General features: G+C 66.5%; 16 protein-coding genes. 9 read left to right on the plus strand and 7 right to left on the minus strand.

Features of this window, described 5'->3' with window-relative positions; genetic code table 11:
* The first annotated feature begins 23 nt into the window (after positions 1 to 23).
* Entirely contained in the window at positions 24 to 629 is a 606-nt protein-coding gene (locus tag HF885_RS04495; protein ID WP_170103753.1) for an SGNH/GDSL hydrolase family protein, read from the plus strand.
* A gap of 24 nt (positions 630 to 653) precedes the next feature.
* Here HF885_RS04495 and eno read toward each other — a convergent pair whose 3' ends face one another.
* Positions 654 to 1943 carry a phosphopyruvate hydratase gene (gene eno, locus HF885_RS04500; RefSeq protein ID WP_170103754.1) on the minus strand — a complete coding sequence of 430 codons (1290 nt, stop codon included), beginning with the start codon at positions 1941 to 1943 and terminating at the stop codon, positions 654 to 656.
* A 273-nt stretch (positions 1944 to 2216) separates the two neighbouring features.
* Between eno and HF885_RS04505 the strand changes: the two genes are divergently transcribed.
* A complete protein-coding gene (locus tag HF885_RS04505) occupies positions 2217 to 3152 on the plus strand; it encodes a class C sortase (RefSeq protein ID WP_170103755.1) in 936 nt (311 codons plus the stop codon).
* 4 nt (positions 3153 to 3156) lie between these two features.
* Here the strand turns inward: HF885_RS04505 and HF885_RS04510 are convergent, their stop codons facing one another.
* From HF885_RS04510 to HF885_RS04525, 4 genes are all read right to left on the minus strand, one after another.
* Entirely contained in the window at positions 3157 to 4551 is a 1395-nt protein-coding gene (locus HF885_RS04510; RefSeq protein ID WP_170103756.1) for an ATP-binding protein, read from the minus strand.
* 231 nt (positions 4552 to 4782) lie between these two features.
* Positions 4783 to 6609, minus strand: coding sequence for an acyl-CoA dehydratase activase (locus HF885_RS04515; RefSeq protein ID WP_170103757.1), 1827 nt, complete (start codon positions 6607 to 6609; stop codon positions 4783 to 4785).
* The gene (locus HF885_RS04520) at positions 6606 to 7913 is read right to left on the minus strand and encodes a 2-hydroxyacyl-CoA dehydratase subunit D (protein ID WP_170103758.1); all 1308 of its coding nucleotides are present in this window, start codon (positions 7911 to 7913) and stop codon (positions 6606 to 6608) included. The genes HF885_RS04515 and HF885_RS04520 overlap by 4 nt, the downstream gene beginning before the upstream one ends.
* 3 nt (positions 7914 to 7916) lie before the next feature.
* Entirely contained in the window at positions 7917 to 10955 is a 3039-nt protein-coding gene (locus tag HF885_RS04525; RefSeq protein WP_170103759.1) for an insulinase family protein, read from the minus strand.
* 192 nt (positions 10956 to 11147) lie between these two features.
* Between HF885_RS04525 and HF885_RS04530 the strand changes: the two genes are divergently transcribed.
* Positions 11148 to 12149 (plus strand): DMT family transporter, encoded by a 1002-nt coding sequence (locus HF885_RS04530; protein WP_328804328.1) that lies wholly within the window; start codon positions 11148 to 11150, stop codon positions 12147 to 12149.
* A 77-nt stretch (positions 12150 to 12226) separates the two neighbouring features.
* Here HF885_RS04530 and HF885_RS04535 read toward each other — a convergent pair whose 3' ends face one another.
* Together HF885_RS04535 and HF885_RS04540 are read right to left on the minus strand one after the other, a co-directional pair.
* On the minus strand, positions 12227 to 13345 hold the full coding sequence (locus tag HF885_RS04535; protein WP_170103760.1) for a coiled-coil domain-containing protein: 1119 nt from the start codon (positions 13343 to 13345) through the stop codon (positions 12227 to 12229).
* 259 nt (positions 13346 to 13604) lie between these two features.
* Complete coding sequence (locus HF885_RS04540) at positions 13605 to 14057, minus strand: universal stress protein (RefSeq protein ID WP_170103761.1); 453 nt, start codon at positions 14055 to 14057, stop codon at positions 13605 to 13607.
* Between the two features lie 284 nt (positions 14058 to 14341).
* Here HF885_RS04540 and HF885_RS04545 point away from each other — a divergent pair, with 284 nt between their 5' ends.
* The 6 genes from HF885_RS04545 (at position 14342) to HF885_RS04570 (ending at position 19430) form a co-directional block, all read left to right on the plus strand.
* Positions 14342 to 15277: an undecaprenyl-diphosphate phosphatase gene (locus HF885_RS04545; protein ID WP_170103762.1), complete on the plus strand. Its 936-nt coding sequence runs from the start codon at positions 14342 to 14344 to the stop codon at positions 15275 to 15277.
* Between the two features lie 625 nt (positions 15278 to 15902).
* Positions 15903 to 16985: a hypothetical protein gene (locus HF885_RS04550; RefSeq protein ID WP_090847156.1), complete on the plus strand. Its 1083-nt coding sequence runs from the start codon at positions 15903 to 15905 to the stop codon at positions 16983 to 16985.
* Entirely contained in the window at positions 16985 to 17248 is a 264-nt protein-coding gene (locus tag HF885_RS04555; protein WP_090847158.1) for a hypothetical protein, read from the plus strand. Before HF885_RS04550 ends, HF885_RS04555 begins: the two co-directional genes overlap by 1 nt.
* A gap of 12 nt (positions 17249 to 17260) precedes the next feature.
* Entirely contained in the window at positions 17261 to 17560 is a 300-nt protein-coding gene (locus HF885_RS04560) for a BMC domain-containing protein (RefSeq protein ID WP_090847160.1), read from the plus strand.
* 11 nt (positions 17561 to 17571) lie between these two features.
* Positions 17572 to 17883 (plus strand): BMC domain-containing protein, encoded by a 312-nt coding sequence (locus HF885_RS04565; protein ID WP_090847162.1) that lies wholly within the window; start codon positions 17572 to 17574, stop codon positions 17881 to 17883.
* 11 nt (positions 17884 to 17894) lie between these two features.
* Positions 17895 to 19430 carry an aldehyde dehydrogenase gene (locus HF885_RS04570; RefSeq protein ID WP_170103763.1) on the plus strand — a complete coding sequence of 512 codons (1536 nt, stop codon included), beginning with the start codon at positions 17895 to 17897 and terminating at the stop codon, positions 19428 to 19430.
* Position 19431 lies beyond the last annotated feature (1 nt).

The raw sequence follows: 19431 nt of genomic DNA on the forward strand, positions 1-19431 counted from the left end.
GGGCGAGAAGGGCGCGGCGCACCATGCGCATCCTCATGCTGGGCAATAGCCTCACCACGGCCCATGGGCTTCCGGACGCCCTCGCGCGCGAGCTTGGCGCCGAGGTGCGCGTGCACGCCCGTGGCGGGGCGCGCCTTGCGGAGCACCTCAACCCCAAGACCAGGAACGGCGCCCGCACGCTCGCGGCGCTTGCGCCGGTGGATTCCGGCGGGGAGCCTGCCCATCCCGTCTGGGATTACGTCGTCCTGCAGGAGATGTCCCACGCACCGGCCACCACGCCCGAGGCCTATGCAAGAAGCGCTGCGGCCCTCTGCGCGCTCGCCCGCGGGGCGGGCGCCACGCCCGTCATCTACGCAACTTGGGCCTACCGCGAGGGGAGTTCCAAGCTCGCACGGCTGGGCCTTTCCTACGCCCAGATGCACGACCTCATGCACGACTCGTTCGTTCGGGTCGCCGCCCAGAACGAGGCCATACTCGCGGATGCCTGCGATGCCTTCTATGGGGCGACGGATTCTGCCGTGCTCTACGCACCAGACGGCGTCCACCCCTCCCAAGTGGGAACGGGGGTCGCGGCGTCCGTGCTGGCACGTGCCATGGACTCCGCGACCCCCTGGTCGCACGCTCGTTGACCTGCAGCTGTGTGCCCGATTGGGCTACTTCACGTTATAGAACGCGTTCCTTCCCAGGAACTCGGCGGAGTCGCCCAGCCGGTCCTCGATCCTCAGCAGCTGGTTGTACTTGGCAACGCGGTCGGTGCGGGCGGGCGCGCCACTCTTGATCTGGCCGGCGTTCGTGGCAACGGCCAGGTCCGCGATGGTGGTGTCCTCGGTCTCGCCGGAGCGGTGGCTCACCACGGCGGCATAGCCGGCGCGCTTTGCCATCTCGATTGCCTCTAGCGTCTCGGTCAGGCTGCCGATCTGGTTCACCTTGATCAGGATCGCGTTCGCGGCGCCCAGCTCGATGCCCTTCTTCAGGCGGGCGGTGTTCGTCACAAACAGGTCGTCGCCCACAAGCTGGACCTTCCTGCCCAGGCGCTCGGTCAGCCTCACCCAGCCGTCCCAGTCCTCCTCGGCCAGGCCGTCCTCGATGGAGACGATGGGGTAGCGGTCGACGAGCTCCTCCCAGTAGTCGATCATCTGGTCGGTCGCGAGGCTGCGACCCTCGCCCTTCAGCTCGTACAGGCCGGTCTCCTTGTCGTACAGCTCGCTCGTGGCGGGGTCCATCGCAAACGCGAAGTCGCGGCCCGGCTCGAAGCCCGCCTCGCGCACGGCGCGCATCAGGTACTCAAAGGGCTCGGCGTTCGTCTTCAGGTCGGGGGCAAAGCCGCCCTCGTCGCCCACGCCGGTGGAAAGGCCGGCCTTGCGCAGCACGTCCTTCAGGGTGTGGTACACCTGGCTCGACCAGCGCAGCGCGGTCTTGAAGTCAGGGGCACCCACGGCCATGATCATGAACTCCTGGAAGTCCACGTTGTTGTCCGCGTGGACGCCGCCGTTCAGCACGTTCATCATCGGCACGGGCAGGGTGTGACCGTTCGCGCCGCCCAGGTACTCGTACAGCGGCAGGTTCGCGCTCGCGGCCGCGGCGCGTGCCACGGCAAGCGACGCGCCTAGGATGGCGTTTGCGCCCAGGCGACCCTTGTTGGGGGTGCCGTCCGCCGCGATCATCGCGCGGTCCACGGCGCGCTGGTCGGTCGCCTCCATGCCAACCAGAAGCTCGCGAATCTGGCCGTTCACGTTCGCGACGGCATTGAGCACGCCCTTGCCAAGGTAGCGGTCCTTCTCGCCGTCGCGCAGCTCAACGGCCTCGAACTCGCCGGTCGACGCGCCGGAGGGAACGATGGCGCGGCCAAACGACCCGTCCTCGAGCGTCGCCTCGACCTCGACGGTCGGGTTTGCGCGGGAATCCAGCACCTCGCGTGCGTATACGTTCTTGATCTTGCTCATGTCGGTCTCCTTACCGATTGTTTCCTCCATCAACTCTCACAACCTCATAATACCCTCCATTAGGTAGGAATTACATCGGTTGAAAAAATGAAGGCAGGCTGCTGGTTCGTGTACAAGTGCCGTGCGCCAAGCCAAGCGCAGGGCGAGAAGAGCGATCTTCTCGGTAGTATTGAGGGACCCTGCGAAGGCGGGGTCCCTTTTGCGAGGGGGGGCGGGGCCCGTGTGGGCTCCGCCGGACGAACGGCGGCCGAAAGGTCGCGTTGGGGGGAAGCGATGGCTGAGCACCTTGCGGCGGACGGCAAGGCCAAGGGGCACAAGGGCCGCGGCGGGCGGCGCAAGAGGCTGCCGCGCTGGGCGGACCGGCTTATAACCGTGGTGATCATCCTGATTGGTGCGGGGCTCTTGGTGTGGCCGTGGGTGGCGGACAGGCTCCAGGAGTCGGGCGTGTTCAACCAGATCACGACGGTCTCCGGCAACATCGACGCCATGAGCAAGGAGGAGCGGGCGCGCTACATGTCTCAGGCGCGCGCGTACAACGCGGTGCTGGCGGGGCAGACGCCAAAGATCCCCGCGGACCAGATCCTGCCGTACGCGCAGCAGCTCACGTTTGACCGCGACCCCATGATGAGCTGGATCGAGATTCCCTCTATCAACGTGAGCATGCCCATCTACCATGGGACGAGCGAATCCGCGCTGATGGCGGGCGTGGGGCACCTGGAGGGGACGAGCCTGCCCGTGGGCGGGAAGTCCACGCACTGTGTGCTGACGGCCCACAGCGGCATGAGGAACCTGAGCATGTTCGACGACATCCGCGAGCTGGAGCCGGGCGACCTGGTGCTCTTGCGCACCATGGGGCGGACGCTGGCGTACAAGATGGTGGACTCGGAGGTGGTGTGGCCGGACGAGGTGGGCTCGCTGGGGATAGAGCAGGGAGCCGACAAGGTGACGCTGGTAACGTGCACCCCGTACGGCGTGAACGACCACAGGCTGCTGGTGCACTGCGTGCGCACGAAGTACGTGCCGAAGCAGGCCGAAGCGCAGCGGGGCATTGCGCACAGGCACTGGGGCAGGCGCGAGATCGCCGCGGCGCTTGTGGCGGGCACGCTCGCTGTGGTGGGGCTGGACGTGGTGGTGCATCGCGTGCGGAAGAGGCGCAAAGCCGCTCGGAAGGCGGCGGGTCAGGCCGGTGCGGGCGCTGGCGGCGCGTAGGCGTTTACGGTCTCTTGAGAAACCACTTCCACGCGGGGACGACCGAGACGGTACCGTTTTTGGTATCGATGTCCTGCTCCTCGCGAAGCGTCACGATGGAGCCATGGGAGAGGCGCGTGCGCTGCATGGCGGCGTCGAGCGACTCGACCTCGCGTCGCCTCGTGCGTTGGGACTCGATCGAGACGGACACCTGAAGGAGCTCGTACGGCTGGCTGGGCTGCCCTTCTCCCGCATAGGCCTCGCCAACGAGGAAGTCGACCTTGCGACCGCGCGTGCCGGGTTCCGTGTACGAGGTTATGGAATCAGTGCGGGTGCCTGCCAGCCGTCGCCTGAGCTCAAGGTAGACGGCGGTCTCGAGGCGCTTGCCCACATCCTCCTGGCTTGCGCGTGACACGGCGAGCGCAAGGCCGGGGTCGATTGCGTACAGCTTGGAAGGGTTGCCGGTGCCAGGCAGCAGCTCGCGGCTGTACTCGAACACCTCGAAGTAGAGGTAGGCCTGCCTGAAGAGCTGTGCCATCTGGCTCGTGCGCTCCCAGCCGATGGTGTTGCCGGCGTCCTTGAGGGTCTGCATGATGCCGTTTACGGACATCTCGCACGAGGTGTTGCGGAGGATGAGAAGGGCCATCTGGTTTGCGAGCGGGATGGAGGGGCGGGAGAGCCTGTCCGCCACGTCGCGTGCGACGACGTCGCGAACGTAGCCCTGGAGGACCTCGATGCGCGTGGGCGCGGAATCGCCCTGGATGCCAGGAAAGCCTCCGGTGACGAGGTAACGGTCGAACAGGCCCTCGAGCGCGGTGCGTTCCCGTGGCGAGGCGGCGTCCGCCTGTACGTGGCCTACGCAGGCGTCTGCGGCATCTGGAAGAGCGTCTTGGTGAAAGCGCAGGTATTCCGCAAACGAGAGGGGCAGCATCTCGTGCGTGTGGGAGCGCCCGCGGAAGTTGGTCGCTATCTCCTCCGAGGAGACCTTGGAGCTTGAGCCTGTGACGCAGAGCGTCACGCGCTCGTTTTCTGCCACGCGACGGCAGGAGCTCTGCCAGCTGGGGCAGTCCTGAACCTCGTCGAGGAAGAGGTACGCGCCCTCCGTGCGGGCCTGGGGAACCTGGCGCCAGTACTCGTCGAGCACCGCGTCGATTGCGCGAAAGCCATCGCGCTCCTGCGGCAGGCGGTCATCCGAAAAGTCGAAGTAGAGCATGCGGTTGCGCGGCACGCCGGAGCGAAGGAGCCCGGCCATGATCTGGAAGAGATAGAAGGTCTTACCGCACCTGCGCATGCCTGTGATGATTTGGACCCGGTTGAAGCGCTGCGGGGAGGGAGGCTCCTCCATGATGGGGTCGCGTTCGACGACGGGGGGAATCTCCTGCTGCATGCGCTCTGCGACGAGCTCCCGAATGACGTCCATGTGTATCCTCCTCTTCTGGTGTAGAAGAGATTATACCCATATATCTTCTGCTGCAGAAGAGTATGAACGTAAATGTCTTCTGCTGAAAGAGAAGTGAGCCTAGGGCAAGGATGCGAGGACGAGGGCGCGATCTTCTCGCCTGAGAAACTCGAGTACTCGACAAAACATGGAAAAACGCGTCGAGTACTCGACGGAACGAAGCTGGATGGCCTGCCTAAGAGCGCGGCGAGCCTAGCGCGAGAGGCGGCGGATGCCGAGCACGGCCGCGCCGATGGCGCCGCACAGCTGCGAGTCCTCGTGCGTGGCCACGGGGGCGCCCAGCACGTCCGAAAGCGCGCGGACCACGCCCTCGTTGTTGGCGACGCCGCCGGTCATGAGGTACGGCGGCTCGCCGCCCACACGCCGCGCGAGCGCGGCCGTCTTGCGGGCAACGCTCACGTCCAGCCCGTGGATGATGTCCGGTGTGGGCGTGTCGTCCGCGATGAGCGAGACGACCTCTGACTCCGCGAACACGGTGCACATGCTGGAGATGGTGACGTCGTGCCTCCACTCGAGCCCCTGGCGCGACAGCTCCTCGATCGGCATCTGCAGCGTGCGGGCCATGGCCTCGAGGAAGCGCCCCGTGCCGGCGGCGCACTTGTCGTTCATCACGAAGTTCTGCACCGTGCCGTCCGTGTTGAGGTGGATGACCTTGGAGTCCTGCCCGCCGATGTCGATGACGGTGCGGGCCTCGGGCGCCAGGTGGTGCGCGCCGGCCGCGTGGCAGGTGATCTCTGTGATGGCGACGTCCATGTTGGGGATGGCGTCGCGGCCGTAGCCGGTGGCGACGCTGGTGGCAAGGTCGTCCGCGGTGATCCCGGCCTTCTGCAGCACGGCATCGACCACGGCGGCCGCGCCGCGCGACGCCTTTGCGCCCGTCGCGCCTATGACGGAGGCGACGATGGTGCCGTCAAGCTCCATCACGACGGCGTCCGTGCTGGTGGATCCAGAGTCCACGCCAAGGACGTAGCGCTTGCTTGGCTCTTGCTGGACCATGGGGGCCTCCTTCTGGGTAGTGGGTGCGGTGGCGTGGGGCGCGTCCTTCTCGCCCGCGGGGGTGGTGGGCGAGAAGGACGGGGCGTCGCGCCTTGCGGCGGCCGCGGTATCCGTGCGCAGGGTCTCGTCGAAGGCCTCGATGCGGGTGCGGAGCTGGCCGGCGCTCTGGCGGGTGCCGTCGGTCTCGAGCTTGAGGACGGGCGTCGCGGCGTTGCCGGCGAGGTCCGCGTACTCGAAGCCGTAGTAGTCGCAGAACTTCATGGTGTGGTACACGATGCCGGCGTGGTCGCCGGAGGTGAGGCCGGAGCGGCCGCCGACCTCGTCCATGCGCATGCACGGCGTCTGGTCCAGAAGCGCGCCCGCGTACCACTCGACGAAGCGGTCGAACGTGGAGGCGTTGCGCCCCGTGCCCGCGATGTCCGACGTGGTGCAGCGGCCGCAGCCCGCGGACTCCGCGCGTGCGAGCTCGATGGGCGGCTGGGCGAGCACGCGCGCGCCCGTGCAGGTGTGGTTCACGACGGGAAGCGCGAGCTCGTGGTCGAGCTCGTCCAGAAGCGACTGAGGTGCGTGGGCGCCCACGAGCGCGACCGAGCCCGGCTTGGGCGCGGGCAGCACCTGGATGGCGGCAAGCGCGCGGCCCACCTCGAAGCTGCGGCCGCTGAACTGGGCGTACGCGCGGGCGAGGTTACGGAGCTGCGCCTGCAGCAGGCGGCGCTCCGCCGGCCCGGTGCGGTGGGGGAGGTCCACCATCCACAGGAAGTCGAGGCAGCCTTGGGCCTTGAGCACGTCGTACGTGCGGCGCATGACGTCGCAGCACGTGGTGAGCACCATCTGGTGCACGGACGGGTCGAGGCCGCATGCGAGCACGGACTTGCCATAGCCGCACAGGTTGCCGTGGGCCAGGCGCTCCGCCACCTCGAAGCTGTCGGGCTCCGCCATTACGAGGTGGACGTCGGCCCCGAAGCCCGCGAGCAGCTCTATGGGCGCGTACTTGCAGCCATAGCAGACGACGTTGGTCTTCATGATCTTCTCCCCGACTGAAGCATCTCGAGAAAGGCCTGCACGCGCGTGGCCACCTGCCCCTCCGGCATGTTGCGGCGGGCGCAGCCGTCGCCGTCGAGCACGAGGGTGGGGAACCCCGCCCCCTCGAGCCCGGCCTTCATGAGCTGCGACGCGCCGAGGGTCTCCTTGCAGCCCCAGTGGCAGAACACGACGGCGCCGTCCGCGTGGGTCTTTTGGGCAAGGTCCACCAGGCGCGCGACGCGGCGCTCCGCCGGGCCGTTGTAGCTGTTGTACACCAGGCGTTCCGCCATGGCGAGGTACGGCTCGTCCGCGCCGTGGCGCCAGCCGTCCGGGCGCCACTGGTCGAAGCACATCTCGCTCGCGACTATCTGCGCCAGAGGCGAGTGGTCAACCGCCTTCTGCAGCGGCACGCTGAAGTACGGCATGGAGTGGCACCACAGGAGGTTCAGGCCCGCAAACGGGCGCGTCTGGGCGGGGATTTCCGCCTGCACCAGGTCCATGAGGGCGTCCACCTGCGGCGTGCCCAAGAGCATGTGCATGGAGCACGAGCGCATCATCTCGACGGTCATGCTCGTCTGCATGGCACGGCCACGGCGCAGGGTCAGGCTCTTCTCCATCACGTCGAGCGCGCGCAGGCTGCGGCCGACGCACGCGCGCAGGGCGTCCTCGTTGAGCCTGCGGCCAAACGCGTCCTGTGTTGCGGACGCGAGCTCGCGAAGCTCTTCCGCTACGTAGCGGACGGCGTCCTCGGATGGGTCGTACGGCACGTCCACGTACACGTGGGGCGCGTCCAGCCGCCGCGCGAGCCACTTGAACGTGAGGTTGTTGGCGTCGCACGCGACGGAGCAGTTTGCGATGAGCCGGGGCGCCGCGATGACGCCGGCGGCCGTGGCCCCCACGAGCACCTTGTGGTAGCTGCAGTAGGACTCTGGTATGGAGCGCTCCTCCGCCGCGGTCACGAAGCCCTGCTCCGCCTGGGCGCCGCTGAAGAAGTCGCCGATGGCCTCCGCGATCACGGGGTAGAGCCCCATGGCGTGGAAGATCTCGCTCGGCATGAACATGGACGTGAGCACCATCTGGTTGGGGTGCTCGAGGGCGCCGACCACGCCCTCGAGCGTCAGGCGGTTGTCAAGCCGGCCGGAGGGAAGGAGCTCGCGGTGTGGCAGCACGCGCGTGCGCAGGCGCTCCGCCTTGAACGCGGCCAAAAGCATCCTGCGGGCGCGCAGGGGGTTCTTCTCTATCTGGTCGTCTACCAGCTGGCCAAAGCGGCCTATGAGCTGGGCGCCGCGGGAGTCGTCCGGCATGGGCTACTCCCCGGGTTCGCCCGCGGCGTCCGCGGGCTGCGGGTCCATGAGGTCCACGACCTCGAAGTCGAGCCCGGACTCCGCAGCCTTCTGCCTGGGGCCAAACACGACGACTGCGTGGTCTGCCGCAAGCTGGCGCATGGACGGCGCAAGCGCGCGCACGTCGTCCGCCGTGACGGCAAGCTCCTGGGCGCGCACCTCGTCGCGCCACGTCGCGGGCCTGGCCGAGAAGAACTCGCCGTCCTGCCTGCGGGCGATCGAGCGGGACTTTGCGGGGGCGTCGTGGCTGGCGACGACGCTCACGACATAGCCGTCGAGCTCGTCCGCCGTGCCGGGCCAGCCGGCCATCCAGCTGGCAGCGCCCTCGTAGCGCCGAAGCGTGCCGGCGACGCCCGGGTCGCGGAACGACCAGTACTGCTGCAGGCCCGTGGTGGTGTGGCGGAACCCCGTGCCGTACGCGCCGCCCTTGACGCGGACCTCGTTCCACAGGTAGTCGAAGCTCAGCATGCGCGAGGCGACGGTCCACGCGCCCACGGTGCCGCGGTCGAGGGCGGACGGCGCCGTACCCTCCGCCACGAAGCACACGTTGGAGGGGATGGAGAAGAACAGGTTCCTGGGCCGCGGGTCTGGGATCGAGAGCCGCCGCGTTGCGGTTGCGTCCGGCGTGGGCTGAAGGCCGAGCGTGCCGGCCTCCTGCCAGAAGCGCTCGCAGTCCTCGCGCGGGCCCGTGAAGCTCACGTGCACGTTGTCCGCGCTGAACACCTTGCGCGCGATGCGCCCCAGGCGTTCGGAAAGCTCTGCCTTGCGCTCGTCCCAGTGGGCAAGAAGATCCTTGAGGAACAGGTAGTACTCCACGCCGCCCATGGCGTTCGTGGCGACGGACACCTTGGAATACAGGCCCGTGAGCTGCGCCATCGCGCTGGAGTGGCCGCTGTTCACGAAGTGCTGCGCCAGCAGGATGCGTCGCTGCGTCAGGATGGCGAGCATGCGGTCCGCGTCCGCGAAGCTCGTGCGCGACCACACCTCCGGCGCGATGGTCGCGAGTGCGGCCACGTTCTCGGAAAGCGCGCTCTCTGCCACCACGAGCTTGGGGTCCGCAAACGCAAGGTCGTCGTCGTGGCCGTACGTCTCTGCGAAGAAGTCCAGGTTGCCCAGGTTCGCCTCGATGAGCGTGTCGAGCTCGCTCGCCGTGTGGTCAGCCGTGTCGAGCTTGCCCAGCAGGTCCGTGAGCACGCCGACGTACGGAAGGTCCGCAAAGTCGAGCGCGCCGAGGTCGAAGTACAGGTACGCGTAGTCGATCCGGTGCGTGGGCAGGTCGTGGTACAGGCAGGGGAGAGGGGCGTCCATCCGCTGCAGCGGCGCGTCCGTGGGCGCGGGGCCGATGTCGGCCGTGGTGAGGCGCGGCAGCGTGGCCAGGGCCTCCGGGCTGTCCGGGGCCTCCTGCTCGCGGCGCAGCGCCTCGACCTCGCGGGCCACGGCCGCAAGGTCCTCTGGCGTCATGGCGCGCTGGCGGGCAAGGAGCTCGTCCTTCTCGGCCGCGCCCGCGCCCTCCTCCGCCGGCACCAGCTCCACCTCGCAGCTGTGGGGCGAGTCGCACACCAGCTCGCGCAGCAGGCGCTCGAAGTAGCCGTTGCCCAGGCCGGCGCGCATGTGGGCCATCTGATCTTCGTAGCGCAGGTAGTCCACGGGGCGGGCGTCGTCGTACAGCCAGCTGGACATCGCCTGCATGGACAGCGCCACGCCGTCCGCGTACGAGCCCCAGTCGCCCTCGCGCAGGTTGAACTCTCCCTGGGCAAGCGACGCCTCGAGCTTCGTGCGGTCGATCCCGTCTGCCGCGAGCGTGGCGCACGTGTCCTCTACCAGCTGGCGAAAGCGCCTGGCCACGCCGGGCTTCGCGCCCTTCAGCTGGAACAGCACCTGCGGCTGCAGCTCGCCGTCCACGAGGGTCGCCGTGAAGTCGTCGCCGAGGTCCGCGTCGAGCACCGCGCGCTTGAGCGGCGCCTCGTTCGAGCCCGCGAGCGCGTCTAGCAGCACGTCCGTGGCGAGCACGCGCTCGCGGTCCGCCGCACATCCGATGACGTACGCAAGGCCCACGCTGGCGTTCTCCGGCGCGGTGGCCATGGTGACCTGCCTAAACGGCGCGCGCACGGGAGCCTGCAGCGGCAGCGGGTTTGGCGCGCCGGCGCCGCGGTCCGTCGCCGCGTCGAAGCGGCTGCCCACAAACGCGAGCATGTCCTCTATGTCCAGGTTGCCGTACAGGATGGTGTAGCTGTTCGCCAGGTTGTAGTGGCGCGCGTGCGTGTCCAGAAACTCCTCGTACGAAAGCTCCGGAATGTGGCGGGGGTCGCCGCCGGACTCGAAGCGGTACGGCGTGTCCGGAAACAGGCTCTGGTTCACGGCCTCAAACAGCACCTCGTCCGGGTCGCTCAGGGCGCCCTTCATCTCGTTGAAGACGACGCCGTTGTACGCAAGGCGCGCATCTGGGTCTTCCGGAGCGGCCGCCTTCCCGTCTGCGTCCTGAAGCTCCAGGTGCCAGCCCTCCTGCTCGAAGATGCGCGGCCGACGGTAGATGGCGGGGTGGAGCACCGCGTCCAGGTACACGTCCACCAGGTTCTTCAGGTCCGCGGCGTTGGTGGACGCCACGGGGTACATCGTCTTGTCCGGGAACGTCAGCGCGTTCAAAAACGTCTGCATGGACGTCTTCAGCAGGTTCACGAACGGCTCCTTCACCGGGAAGCGATCGCTGCCGCACAGGACGGAGTGCTCCAGAATGTGGAACACGCCCGTGCTGTTGGCGGGCGGCGTCTTGAACGCTATGGAGAAGGACTTCTCGTTGTCGTCCACGGCGATCCACATGGCGCGGGCGCCCGTGGCGTCGTGGCGCATGACGTAGGCGGTGCCGGAAAGCTCCGGCAGCGGCAGCACGTCCGTCACGGTAAAGCCGGCGTGGCGCGTGCCGGGCGCCAGGCTGGGGTCGGCCTTGGTGTAGGGTGCCACGGCTTCGCATGTGGGCGTGGCGGCGTTCTTCTCTTCTTGCAACATGGTATCTCCCGTTGTGTCAAATATCTAACGAGGTAACTCTACCCCTCTTCAGCTCGCCTGATGCCTGCGTTGGTGCTATCGTGCTGAAAGCCGCGCGCGGCGTGTGCGCGGCGTGTGCGCGGCACCGTCGCGGCACCGCCGTGGCGCTGTCGTGGCACGTCCGGATGGCGTTGGTTTAGTGGCAGGAGAGTTGTGGCACGGCATGGCATGATCCCCTCCGAGCAGGTGGATAAGGACATACGGCAGGGTGGCGTCCGCGCGGTCGCGCGCAGGGCGCTTGGCAGGGCGGCCTCCGCGCGGGCGCACGCGGGCGAGAAGGGCTCCGGCCTTGGCCGCGGCATCGCCCTGGCGCTTCTGGGCGCCACGCTCTGGGGCGTCAACGGCACGCTGTCGAAGGTGCTCATGGGTCGCTATGGGGTGGAGCCGCTGTGGTTTGCGTGCGTGAGGGAGCTCACGGCGTGCTGGCTGTTTCTGGGCATGGGCTACGCCACGTCGCCCAACCGCCTCAGGGGCGTGCTGCATGACGGCCGGTCGCTGCTGTCCATCGCGGGCATCGCCATCGGGTCCATCCTGTTCTCGCAGGTGGCGTACCTCGAGGCGATCGACTGGACCAACTCCGCCACCGCAACGATCCTGCAGAGCCTGTGCACCGTGATCGTGATGGCGTACGTGTGCGTCGTGAACCGGCGCGGGCCGCGCCGCAGGGAGGTCGCGGGCCTGGTGCTTGCCATCGCGGGCACCTACCTGGTGGCCACCGGCGGAAACCCCGCCGCGCTTGCGTTGCCGCCCCAGGGCCTGGCGTGGGGCCTTGGCTGCGCGCTCGCCGCGGCGATCCTTGCGATCCAGCCCATCAAGATGATCGCGCGCTGGGGCAACTTCGCCGTGAACGGGCTGGCGTTCCTCATGTCCGGACTCGTGCTCAGCGTCGTGTACCAGCCGTGGAACCACATGCCCGTGCTGGACGCGTTTGGCGTGCTGCTCCTTGCGGCGTCCGTCGTGTTCGGCACGTTCGGCGCGTACGCGCTCTACCTGCAGGGCGTGAAGGAGGTCGGCTCCGTGCGCGGTGCGATGCTCGGGACCATGGAGCCGGTCATGGCCACGGTCACGTCCGTCGCGTTTCTGGGGGCGCACTTCTCGCCCATGGACCTTCTGGGCTTCGCCATGATCATCGTGATGGTGTTCCTCACGGCATAGCGGCGCGTTGCGCGCGCAAAAAGGGGTCGGGGTCCGCTGGGATCCCGACCCTGCTCATGCGTAGCGCATGCGTCGCGTTAGATGCTGTTCATGTTGCTCAACACCGCGGAGTACCAGAACTGCCAGTTGGGCGGGCAGTACTTCTTCGCGACGGAGACGCTCACGGTGTAGCCGTAGCCAGAGGCGAGCCCCGCCACGTGGTCGCGGATGGCGGAGTCCCAGTCGCCCCAGCCGGAGCTGCCCCAGCCCCACGCGTTGTGTGGCTTGAAGCAGTACAGGCCCTTGCTCGACTCCACGTTCGCGATGGCGGGCGAGAAGCGCGGGTCCACGCCGTTGTCATACGCTGCCTCGGCAAACGTCTTGCCGTGCCCGGCCATGGGCGAGCCCGCGAGGTACGCGTCGATGCGGCCGGACCACTTCTTCACGAACTCGTCGCGCGCGGACCACGTCACGGCGCCCGTGTTCGGGGTGCTCGGCGTCGCGTTGTCCTGCTTCTGCGCGCTGTCGTTGCTCTTCTGCGGGGCCTCTGGGGTGGCGATGGTCGCCGTGTTCCCGGACTCGGTCTTGAACGTGGTCTGGCCGTCCTTCTCGGCCTTTTCCGCGTCATCCACGGCCTTCTGCGCCTCGGCCCGCTGCGCCGCAAGCTCCTTCGCGGCCCTCTGCTGCGCCTCCTTGCGCGCCGCGATGGCGTCGTTCATGGCGTCCTCGGCCTTCGCCTGTGCGGCCTTGGCCTCGGTCTTCTGTGCGGTGAGCTTGTCCTGAGCCTCCTGCGCCTGCTCGCGCGCCTCTACCAGGCGGTCGATTGCCTGGTAGTTCTTGCCCGCGATGATGTCCAGGTAGTTCATGGCGCTTATCAGGTCGTTGAAGTTCTCCGCGGACAGCAGCATGTCTATGAGGCCGTTGCTCGACTGCGAGAGCTTGTAGGACGAGTTGATGGAGCTCGCGGCCTCGCGCTTCAGCTCCGGCATCTGCGCGTTCAGGTCGTCCAGCTTCTGCTGGTTCGCGTCGATGTCCGCCTGCACGTCCTCGAGGTGCTTCGTCGCGGCGTTGTAGTCCTTGCTGGTCTGCTCTACCTTCGCTTGCAGGTCAGAGGCCTCGTCCGCCTGCGCGGTCGTGGGAAGCGCGTTCGCCCCGACGCCAAACAGCAGCCCGGCAACCAGGACGGTCGCCGCCAGTCGCATCGGCCTTCGTGTCATGAATCCCCCAACTTTCGTCAGTCGTCGCGTCGCGTCATAACTGCTCTATTTTACCTAGGCAACGCGATTTACATGCTCCCTTCATAACCGCGCTCGGCAAACGCGCCGCAACGGGTGCCCTCTGCGCCACGCGCCGCGCTCCGCCCGCGCGTCCGTGGGGGAGAAAAGCGTCCCGCCCGGGGCGCACCCCAGGCGGGACGAGTCGCATCCGTCGTCAAGGTCACGGCCGCCAGCCGCGACGGCATGCCGTGGACGGCCGCTACTTAAGCACCAGCGTGTCGCACTTGGCGTTCCTGGTCAAAAACGTGCTGATCGACCCCAGCAGCGCGTACTTGATGGAAGAGAGCCCGCGCGCCCCGCAGATGATGAGGTCCGGCTCGATCACGTCGATCATGTCGTCCTTCAGCGTCTCGCGAATGCGACCGGCCTTCACGATCACCTCGACCTTCTTGATGCTCTCGATCTTGCGTGCGGCCTCCACCTGGTCCTCGATGGAGTCGCGGAAGTCCTTCTCGAGGCTCGCCACCAGGTCCACGGGGTAGGTCCCGGCGGTCTCCAGCGCCGTGGAGTCGATCACGTGCCCAATGTAGAGCTCGGAGTTGTTGTTCGCCGCGACCACGATCGCGCGGTGCAGGACCTCGTCCTGCTGGTCCGTCCCGTCCAGCGCCACAAGAATCCTGTTGTAGCCCAGATCCTGATACTTGGTAACCATGAGGCACCTCCCGTGCTCTAAGACCTGTCAGCCCGCGGGCGCCCGGGCTCGCCGGCGCGCGGCCCCCGCATGAGTCGAGTCTACCCATGCGCGCCGCGATCGTTCGCACGCGCCCGCCGAGCGGCGCATGATTCTCTTGTGGCGTTGCGTCGCGCACCTGCACAAAACGTCATGATAGAGTCCTCTTCGTCCGCGCCGCCCCGGGGAGGGGCGCGTCCACGCGGCCGAGAAGGGCGCGGGCACGTCGCCGGGACGGGCCCGCCGTACGCGAGGGGAGATTGCGCTTGAACATCGTCGAACTTCTGAAGGCGGCCCTGTACGGGCTCGTCGAGGGCATCACGGAGTGGCTGCCCGTCTCGAGCACGGGACACATGCTCCTGCTCAGCCAGTTCGTGACGCTGGACGTCACCAAGGACTTCTGGGACATGTTCCTCGTCGTCATCCAGCTCGGCGCCATCCTCGCCGTGTGCGTCATGTTCTTCGGTGCGCTGAACCCATTCTCCAGGGCGAAGTCCACGCAGGAGCGCAAGGGCACCTGGAGGCTGTGGGGGCAGATCATCGTCGCGTGCCTGCCTGCGGCCCTCGTCGGCATCCCGCTGGACGATTGGATGGAAGATCACCTCGGCAGCCCGTTCGTCATCGCGGCCGCGCTCGTCGCCTACGGCATCGCGTTCATCGTCATCGAGACCTCCCGCGAGCACAAGGCGGAGCGCATCGCGATCGAGAGGTCGTTCAAGGCCCGCCCGCAGCACTTCAAGCCCAACTCCCAGCCCGTCGCACCCAGCAAGGCCGCGCTGGCAGACGTCGACGCCCGCGTCCAGAGCATGGGCGAGCTCGGTTGGGGAACGGCCATCGGCATAGGCATCTTCCAGGTGCTCTCCATGGTGCCGGGCACCTCGCGTTCCGGCTCCACCATCATCGGCGGCCTGCTGCTCGGCTGCTCGCGCACCGTCGCGGCAGAGTTCACGTTCTACCTCGCGATCCCCGTCATGGTGGGCGCCTCGGGGCTGCGCCTCGTGAAGTTCTTCCTCAAGGGCAACGCGTTCACGTCCGCAGAGCTCGCCGTCCTCGGCGTCGGCTGCCTCGTCGCGTTCGTCGTCTCCATACTGGTCATCCGGTTCCTCATGGGCTTCATCAAGAAGCACGACTTCAAGCCCTTCGGCTGGTACCGCATCGTCCTCGGTGTCGCCGTCGTCGCGTACTTCCTCATCGCCCGCTAGGCTCGTCGTCTCGAGCAGCGCCATGCTCCCCAGGCCCGCGAACGGCAATTCTCTTGCCGTCGCGGGCTTTTTCCGTGCGCAATTGATGTCAGAGACATCGCAATTTCCCGGCGTCCGCGCATGGTTCCGCCCTGATACTGGCTGCATAAATAGACCATAAGACAGTAACCTCGAACGTTGCGTCAATGTTTCGCGCATGGGTGAGAAAAACGTGCCCTTTTTGCGTTTGGCATACCTAACGTTTCGCTCGTACGTGGCCATGGGTCGTGGTTCTCATTGCGTACCTCGCGCGATGCGGATCGATTCGCAAGGATGCAATGGGATTGATATTTGTGACATTTAGAACCCAAGCTGTCTGATGCAGGCGCCACTACCACTTCCAGAGAGGCTGGGTATTCAATAAACTCACGCTCCATATATGTAAAAACGTTTCCTGAAAAAGTTAGATAGGGTCTAAAAAGCGCTTGCCGATAAGTGGCATCCGCTTGGCGGCCCGTTTCATACCGTTTGCCAGTTTCGGCGGCCATGGCCACCAAAACCCTTTGCATTCACGCAACGGAAGCCTTGCAGCATCTTTGACCAACGCGTCCATTGGTAATTCCTATGTGGTCTGGAGGGTGAAGGCATGCAAGAGGCATCCGCTGTCAGCGTGGCTACGCAGAAGAAGAGGGAGCTTGACTCCAGCTTCTTCAAGAAGGGCATCATGGTTGCCCTTTTCTCGAGTCTTATGTACGGCTTCTACACCGCGTTCGTCACCGCTGGCCAGAACTCGCAGCTCTGGGCCAGCTGGACCAGCGCACTCAACCCGACCGCCTTCCTCGCGGTCTTCATCATCCCCACCGTCGCGAGCGCAATCAACGACTCCTGCAGCGCCATCTGGGCCCTCGCCATCACCGCGAAGCAGGGCAAGCTCGGTGACTTCGGGCGCACCATCAACACGAAGCCCGGCATCATCCTGATGCTCTCCGCGCTCGTCGGCGGCCCCATCGCCACGGTCGCCTACATCATTGCCCTCTCCCAGGCGGGTACCATCGTCGTTCCCATCGCGGCGCTCAACCCCGCAATCGGCTCCATCCTCTCCCGCATCCTGTACAAGCAGGAGCTTGGTCCCCGCAAGCTTGCCGGCATCGGCATCTGCGTCCTCGCGGGCCTCATGATCGGTACTGCGAGCCTCACGGGCGACTCCTCCTCCAACATGGTCCTCGGCCTCGCCCTCGCGTTCGTCGCGGCGCTCGGCTGGGGTGCGGAGGGGTGCATCGCCGGCTACGCCTCCTGCATGATCGACACCCAGATCGGCATCACCATCCGCCAGTGCGTCTCCGGCCTGGTCGAGCTCGTCGTCGTCCTGCCGGTCCTGTCCCTCGTCGGTGGCGTCTCGCTCGGGCAGTCCTTCGGCTACGTGGGTGCGGCAATCACCGACCTCCCCACCATCCTCTGCTTCGTTGTCGCCGGCTTCTCCGCCTACAAGTCGTTCGCCAGCTGGTATCGCGGCAACTCCATGTGCGGCACCGCCCTCGGCATGGCCTGCAACGGCACGTACACCTTCGTCGCGCCGCTTGTCACCTGGATCGTCGTCGGTCTGATCATGGGCATCCCCGGCTACGCGCTTCCGCCAATCGCCTGGATAGCCGCCATCGTCATGATTCTCGGCATCGTCGTCATCGCGGTTGACCCCAAGGAGCTCTTTGGAAAGAAGGAGGAGGCATAATGCGCCCGCTCAACTACGCAATGCTCAAGTACTTCACGACGGTCGACGAGGCAAGCGTCGACGACGTGATGAGGGACCTCAAGGGTGACTACTCCACTTTCACGGCGTTCAAGCGCGACAGGATGCAGGAGGCTCTCATGACTGCCGAGAAGAACGGGCTCATCAGCGAGACCCGCGTCGATCTCGACGATAACGGCGAGCTCCGCGTGTTCTACGGCGCGGACGCCGAGCAGCGCGACACCATCAATTCCTACATCAAGTAAGGGGGGCTCGTCATGCGCTACAGGGGAGAGGAGGCCATCGGCCTCATCGAGACCATCGGCATGGTCCCCGCGATCTACGCGGCCGACGCGATGCTCAAGGCCGGCGACACCGAGCTCGTCAGCTACGAGAACGTCGGTTCCACGCTCGTCACCATCATCGTGAAGGGCGACGTCGCGGCATGCGAGGCCGCGGTCAAGGCCGGCAAGGAGGCTGCCTCCAGCATTGGCAAGCTCACCGCCGCAAATGTGATGAAGAGGCCCGTCCCGCCCATCGGCGACGTCGTCTCCGTCCACGACGTCGACTACAACTAGGAGGCTGGACCATGGCAAGTGAGGGCATGAACGCGCTCGGCGCAATCGAGACCTTTGGCCTGGTATGGGTCCTCGAGGCCGGGGACGCCATGTGCAAGGCGGGAGACGTCGAGCTCATAGGCTACGAGAACACCGCCTCCGGATACATCTCCATCCTCGTCCAGGGCGACGTCGCGGCGTGCAAGGCCGCGGTCGAGGCCGGCGTGAAGGCTGTCGAGGCGCTCGGTGCGGAGGTCTACAGCTCCGTCGTCATCGCAAGGCCTCACCCCGATCTCAAGAAGATCACCGACAAGTACACCGTCGAGAAGCTCCTGCCCTACTAGGGAGGTGTCGAATGTCTCTCATCGATAACGACCTTCTCTCGATTCAGGAGGCGCGCATTCTCCTGGAGCACGCGGCCGAATCCGCGGAGGTCCTCGAGGGGCTGCCGGCATCGCTGGTCGACGACTTCCTGACACACCTGCGCGAGCGAATCCTGCCCAAGGCGCGCGAGTACGCCGAGGCGTCCTTTGCGGAGAGCGACTACTGCTCGCCCGAGGACGAGTCCGAGCTCACGAAGTGGGTCCTCGGAGACCTGTTGGACGACGTGCGAGCACAGACTCCGGTGCAGAAGATCATCCGCTCGCGCAGAGGCTCCGCGGAGGTATGCCTTCCCAAGGGCGTGGTCGTGTCGCTGCTTCCAGATTGGCTTGCGGTCCCCACGATGCTCAGCCAGCTCTTCATGGCAGTGCATTCCAAGAGCCCGATCGTCTTCTCGGCCAGCGCCCGCATCCATGCGACGTGCGAGAAGGTCATGGGCGACGTGCTTGAGGTCGCGGAGTTCTGCCACTATCCCACGGAGGCGCTCGGCTTCCTTTCGATCTTCTGCCCCGAGGGCGAGGAGTGGGTCTGTTCGCAGCCGTGCGTCCGCGTGGTCATCGATTCCCGCGAGGAATCGAACGCCCACGACTTCGACGCTGCCGGCAGGGACGTGTACCACGCGACGCTGGGCAACAACCCGGTCTTCGTGGAGTCGACCGCGGACCTCTCCGCGTGCGCGGACGAGGTGGTCCTCGGCAAGTCGTTCTGCTACGGGATGCTTCCGGGCGCGGAGCAGAGCGTTGTCGTGGAGCGTGCCGTGGACGAGCGCTTCCAGGAGGAGCTTCGCCGGCGCGGGTGCTACTTCCTCACGGACGAGGAGGCGGACCGCCTTGTGGGAACGCTCTTCATGCCGGACGGAAACCCGTATCGCGAGCTCATCGCGAAGAGCGCCTTCGACCTCGCCCGTCGTGCCGACATAACGGTGCCCGAGAGCACGAGGGTGCTCGTCGTCGAAAAGCCCTACGTCAGCGAGTACAGCTTCTTCTCGAAGGCAAAGTTCGGCCCCGTCCTCTCGTACTACGTGGAGGAGAGCTGGCGTACGGCGTGCGAGAAGTGCATAGAGCTGATCCTCAACAGCGGTCACGGCAACGCACTCTCGATCTTCTCAAAGGATCCCGAGGTAATCCGCCAATTCATCCTCAAGAAGCCCGTTGGCAGGGTCCTCGTGAACGTCAGTACCGGACTTGGTTGCATCGGCTGTCACAGCGACCTGCCGAAGACGCTCACGGTCACCGGATGGGACTGCGCCACCACCTCGGAGCTCGGGGTCACCTACGGGGATTTCGTGCGCAGGAGGCAGGTAGGAGTCGGGGAGGGTCCCGACGCGCGGGCGCTGCTAGACAGGGCGAGCTCGTGCGACCACACGCCGGTCGCTGTGAGGGTTCGGATTCCGGACTCCGGGGGCGGGGAGAAGAGCCGTCCTGCGGGGCCGAGGGATACAGGCAAGGAGCCGGGGGACTGGTTCTCCGGCGTAGTACAGGCAATTCGTAACGATTCCGAAGAGGAGTGAG

The organism is Parafannyhessea umbonata (assembly GCF_012844235.1).
GTDB lineage: Bacteria > Actinomycetota > Coriobacteriia > Coriobacteriales > Atopobiaceae > Parafannyhessea.

Excerpts from the sequence above, each read along its gene's own strand:
- HF885_RS04495 (WP_170103753.1), top strand. The coding sequence starts at position 24 with ATGCGCATCCTCATGCTGGGCAATAGCCTCACCACGGCCCATGGGCTT.
- eno (WP_170103754.1), bottom strand. The coding sequence starts at position 1,943 with ATGAGCAAGATCAAGAACGTATACGCACGCGAGGTGCTGGATTCCCGC.
- HF885_RS04505 (WP_170103755.1), top strand. The coding sequence starts at position 2,217 with ATGGCTGAGCACCTTGCGGCGGACGGCAAGGCCAAGGGGCACAAGGGC.
- HF885_RS04510 (WP_170103756.1), bottom strand. The coding sequence starts at position 4,551 with ATGGACGTCATTCGGGAGCTCGTCGCAGAGCGCATGCAGCAGGAGATT.
- HF885_RS04515 (WP_170103757.1), bottom strand. The coding sequence starts at position 6,609 with ATGAAGACCAACGTCGTCTGCTATGGCTGCAAGTACGCGCCCATAGAG.
- HF885_RS04520 (WP_170103758.1), bottom strand. The coding sequence starts at position 7,913 with ATGCCGGACGACTCCCGCGGCGCCCAGCTCATAGGCCGCTTTGGCCAG.
- HF885_RS04525 (WP_170103759.1), bottom strand. The coding sequence starts at position 10,955 with ATGTTGCAAGAAGAGAAGAACGCCGCCACGCCCACATGCGAAGCCGTG.
- HF885_RS04535 (WP_170103760.1), bottom strand. The coding sequence starts at position 13,345 with ATGACACGAAGGCCGATGCGACTGGCGGCGACCGTCCTGGTTGCCGGG.
- HF885_RS04540 (WP_170103761.1), bottom strand. The coding sequence starts at position 14,057 with ATGGTTACCAAGTATCAGGATCTGGGCTACAACAGGATTCTTGTGGCG.
- HF885_RS04550 (WP_090847156.1), top strand. The coding sequence starts at position 15,903 with ATGCAAGAGGCATCCGCTGTCAGCGTGGCTACGCAGAAGAAGAGGGAG.
- HF885_RS04555 (WP_090847158.1), top strand. The coding sequence starts at position 16,985 with ATGCGCCCGCTCAACTACGCAATGCTCAAGTACTTCACGACGGTCGAC.
- HF885_RS04560 (WP_090847160.1), top strand. The coding sequence starts at position 17,261 with ATGCGCTACAGGGGAGAGGAGGCCATCGGCCTCATCGAGACCATCGGC.
- HF885_RS04565 (WP_090847162.1), top strand. The coding sequence starts at position 17,572 with ATGGCAAGTGAGGGCATGAACGCGCTCGGCGCAATCGAGACCTTTGGC.
- HF885_RS04570 (WP_170103763.1), top strand. The coding sequence starts at position 17,895 with ATGTCTCTCATCGATAACGACCTTCTCTCGATTCAGGAGGCGCGCATT.